The sequence below is a fragment of the Kitasatospora sp. NPDC007106 genome, from assembly GCF_040634455.1.
GTDB classification, from domain to species: domain Bacteria; phylum Actinomycetota; class Actinomycetes; order Streptomycetales; family Streptomycetaceae; genus Kitasatospora; species Kitasatospora arboriphila.
In genome coordinates, this window is record NZ_JBEYFP010000676.1 from 1 (window position 1) to 3,199 (window position 3,199).

The 3,199-nt window shown below is 75.0% G+C and carries 4 protein-coding genes; 2 read left to right on the top strand and 2 right to left on the bottom strand.

Features of this window, described 5'->3' with window-relative positions:
* Positions 1–332 precede the first annotated feature (332 nt).
* Positions 333–689 (top strand): DUF805 domain-containing protein, encoded by a 357-nt coding sequence (locus ABZ641_RS30570; protein ID WP_344627732.1) that lies wholly within the window; start codon positions 333–335, stop codon positions 687–689.
* A gap of 284 nt (positions 690–973) precedes the next feature.
* On the top strand, positions 974–1,252 hold the full coding sequence (locus tag ABZ641_RS30575; RefSeq protein WP_344627731.1) for an acylphosphatase: 279 nt from the start codon (positions 974–976) through the stop codon (positions 1,250–1,252).
* Between the two features lie 46 nt (positions 1,253–1,298).
* Here ABZ641_RS30575 and ABZ641_RS30580 read toward each other — a convergent pair whose 3' ends face one another.
* Together ABZ641_RS30580 and ABZ641_RS30585 are read right to left on the bottom strand one after the other, a co-directional pair.
* Entirely contained in the window at positions 1,299–2,114 is an 816-nt protein-coding gene (locus ABZ641_RS30580; protein WP_359986997.1) for an alpha-L-glutamate ligase, read from the bottom strand.
* Positions 2,111–3,001, bottom strand: a complete 891-nt coding sequence (locus ABZ641_RS30585) for a hypothetical protein (RefSeq protein WP_359987000.1) — start codon at positions 2,999–3,001, stop codon at positions 2,111–2,113. Before ABZ641_RS30585 ends, ABZ641_RS30580 begins: the two co-directional genes overlap by 4 nt.
* Positions 3,002–3,199: the final 198 nt, after the last annotated feature.

Below are 3,199 nucleotides of genomic sequence, written 5' to 3' on the forward strand. Positions count from 1 at the left end.
GCGGGCCGGTGCCGTGGGCCGCGGTCGCGCGGGGCGCCCTGGGCACCGGCCCGCGCTGCCAGCGCAGCGGGTGGAGCAGCCAGCCGGGTGCGGCCGCGGGGTGCGGCAGGGGGCGGCGCACGGTCCTCCTCGGGGTACGGGGCGTGGGCCTGTGACGGGTGTGCCACCAGCCTAGTGGGGCCGTTTGTCGGGGCCGCTGCGACCGGGTTACAGCCCTGTGTCGACCCGGATCGAAAGGCGTCCCCCACCTGTTGAAAAAGTTCTTGACCGGCCATCACCCCCACCACTACATTCCCCCCAACCCAATCGGTACGGAAACAGGGACAACTGACGTGGACTGGTACTTGGCTGTGCTCAAGAATTACGCGGGTTTCGGCGGCCGGGCACGCCGCAAGGAATACTGGATGTTCGCCCTGGTCAACTTCGCGATCTACGTCGTCCTGGCGATCGTCGGCAGCCTGCTCGACACCTCGCTGCTCACCGCGCTGTACGGCCTCGCCGTGCTGGTCCCCAGCCTCGCCGTGACCGTCCGCCGCCTGCACGACACCGGCCGCCCCGGCCTGTGGATCCTGATCGGGCTCGTCCCGCTGATCGGCGCGATCGTCCTCATCGTCTTCGCCGCGACCGAGGGCCAGCCCGAGGCCAACTCCTACGGCCCGAACCCGAAGCTCAGCCCGGCCGTGGCCTGATCCCCCACCTGCACCGACGAACGGGCCGGGGCAGCCGTATCGGCTGCCCCGGCCTTTTCCCATTCCCGGCGGCGTTCAATTCCCGCTCCCCGGCGCCGCCCCGGTGAATTTCCGATCACTTCCCGGACAATTTCCGAGAACGGCTCGAATCGTTCGGCCGGAATTCCGCCGTCCGGTCCGGCCGTGCGCGGGGCCGACCCTGACGGGACGTCGACTCCGCCGGGCCCGGCCCGCGGCGCGGCGGCACCACGGGCGCCGGCCGGGATCGGGTATACCTGGCAGGCGTGATCCGTAGACGTGTGATGGTGGCCGGGGTCGTGCAGGGCGTCTTCTTCCGCGACACCTGCCGGCAGCAGGCCGTCGCGGCCGGTGTCGCCGGCTGGGTGCGCAACCTGCCGGACGGGCGGGTGGAGGCCGTCTTCGAGGGCGAGCCGGCGGCGGTCGAGCGCCTGGTGGAGTGGTGCGGGCGCGGCCCGAGCCGTGCGGTCGTCGAGGAGCGCCGGGTCTCCGAGGAGCCGCCGGAGGGCCTGGCCGGCTTCCAGGTCCGGCCGACCGCCTGGTGAACGCGGCCTGAGGGCGGCATCCGCCCCGGCGCCGGACTCCGAGGGGTCAGGCGGCCCGGGCTCCGGCGGGGAGCCGGTCTTCGGCGGCGGCCGTGGCGAGGGCGGCGAGCGCCTCGGGGGCGCCGGCCTGCCCGCGGATGCCGGGGAAGGCGTTGACGTCGACGATCAGCGGCCCGTCGGGAGTGTCGAGGATGTCCACCCCGTACACCTGCAGTCCGAAGACCTCGCCCGTGGCGCGGACCAGTTCCGGCCAGCCGTCCGGCAGTGCGGCGAGCGGCAGCTCCTCCCGTGCGACGGCGGCCGGCGCGGCGAGTTCGGAGCGGCGGCGCTCGGCGAAGAGCGTTCCGTCGACCGCCCAGAGCTTGTGGTCCCAGCCGTCGTTGCGGGCCAGCGGCTGGACGACCACCGGCTCCCCGGGCCACTGCGCGGCGAGCCGGCGGGCGTCGGCGGCGTCATGGACGGCCGCGACCAGGTCACCGCGGCGGCTGTGCAGGCTCTTCACCACCACCGGCCCGTCAACGGCCAGCTCCAGTGCGGCGAGGTCGGCCGTCCGGGTCGGCGCGAAGGGCAGCCCGGCCGCCAGGGCCAGGTCGGCCATCCGCTGCCGGTCCTGGCAGAACGCGGTGGCGGCGACCGGGTTCAGCACCGGCACCCCGCGCTCCTCCAGCCTGGCGGCCAGCGCGAGCGCCTGCGCGGTGCGGGCCTTGAGCAGGCAGACGTCCGGGACACCGGGCCGCTCGGGGGCGTCCGGGTGCTGGCTGTCGACCGCGTGGCCGCCGGCGCGCAGCAGGGCGGCGGTGGCGGCCAGCAGCGGATGGTCCGGGTCGGCGGTGAGCAGCCTGACGTGTGCGCGGGCGCTCACGCGGCGCCGCCGACCGCGGCCGGCAGGGTCCCGGTGACGCCCTGCGGCGGCACCGCGGCCACCGAGGGCCAGGAGGAGCCGCTGCGGGCCAGCCGGAGGACGGCGCGGGAGACCCGGGCGACGGCCTGCGGGACGGCACGGAAGCTCGGGAAGTCGTTGACGTCGACGACGACGGGGCCGTCCGGGCCGAGCAGGATGTCGACGCCGTACAGGTCCAGGCCGAACACCTCGCCGACCTGGGCGGCGACCGCGGCGACCTCCGGCGCGAGGGCCACCGGCCGTTCGCGGTGCGGGTGGTGCGGGTGCAGCGGCGAGGTCCGTTCGGTGGCGAAGAGTTCGCCGCCCGCGCTGTAGACCTTGAGGTCGACGCCGGTGTTGGGCACGTACGGCTGGGCGATCAGCAGGCCCTCGCCGCCCAGGTCGGCGCCGATCCGGGCGAGTTCCTCGGGGCGCTCCACCAGGTGGACGGCGCGGCCCGAGCTGCCGTCGGCCGGCTTCACGACCAGCGGGTAGTGGGCGTCGGGTATCCGGCCGAAGTCCTCCCAGCGGGCGGCCGCCCAGGTGGTGGGGACGGGCAGTCCGCGGTGCGCGGCGATGACGGCGGCCTGGGCCTTGTCGCGGACGGGCCGGATCGCCCGGGCGTCGTTGACGGTGGTGAGGCCGATCGCGGCCGCGGACTCCAGCAGGCCGAGGCCGGGGCCACCGGACACGGTCTTGAGCACCCAGGCGTCGTGGTCTCCGGCGCGCACCAGCTCACCGAGGTCGAGCAGCGAGCTGCCCGGGCGGACGACGTCGACCCGGTGGCCCCACGCGGTCAGTTGCCGCACCACGTCGAGCGGCATGCCGTCGTTCCGGTAGTGCTCCTCGACCAGGAAGCAGAACCTCATCCGCAACTCCCCTCCCCCCGGTCGGGCACCGTCGGCCCGGCCACAGCGCTCCAGGATGCCACGAACCATCCGGGCAAGATCGTCCAAGTCGTCCGCGAACGGCTACAAGCCGGTCACAGCCGGCGACCGGTGCGCGCACGGAGCGTCCCCGCGGGAGGGCTCTCCGGGCGGCCGGCCGACCGTCGCCCCGGGTCCCGG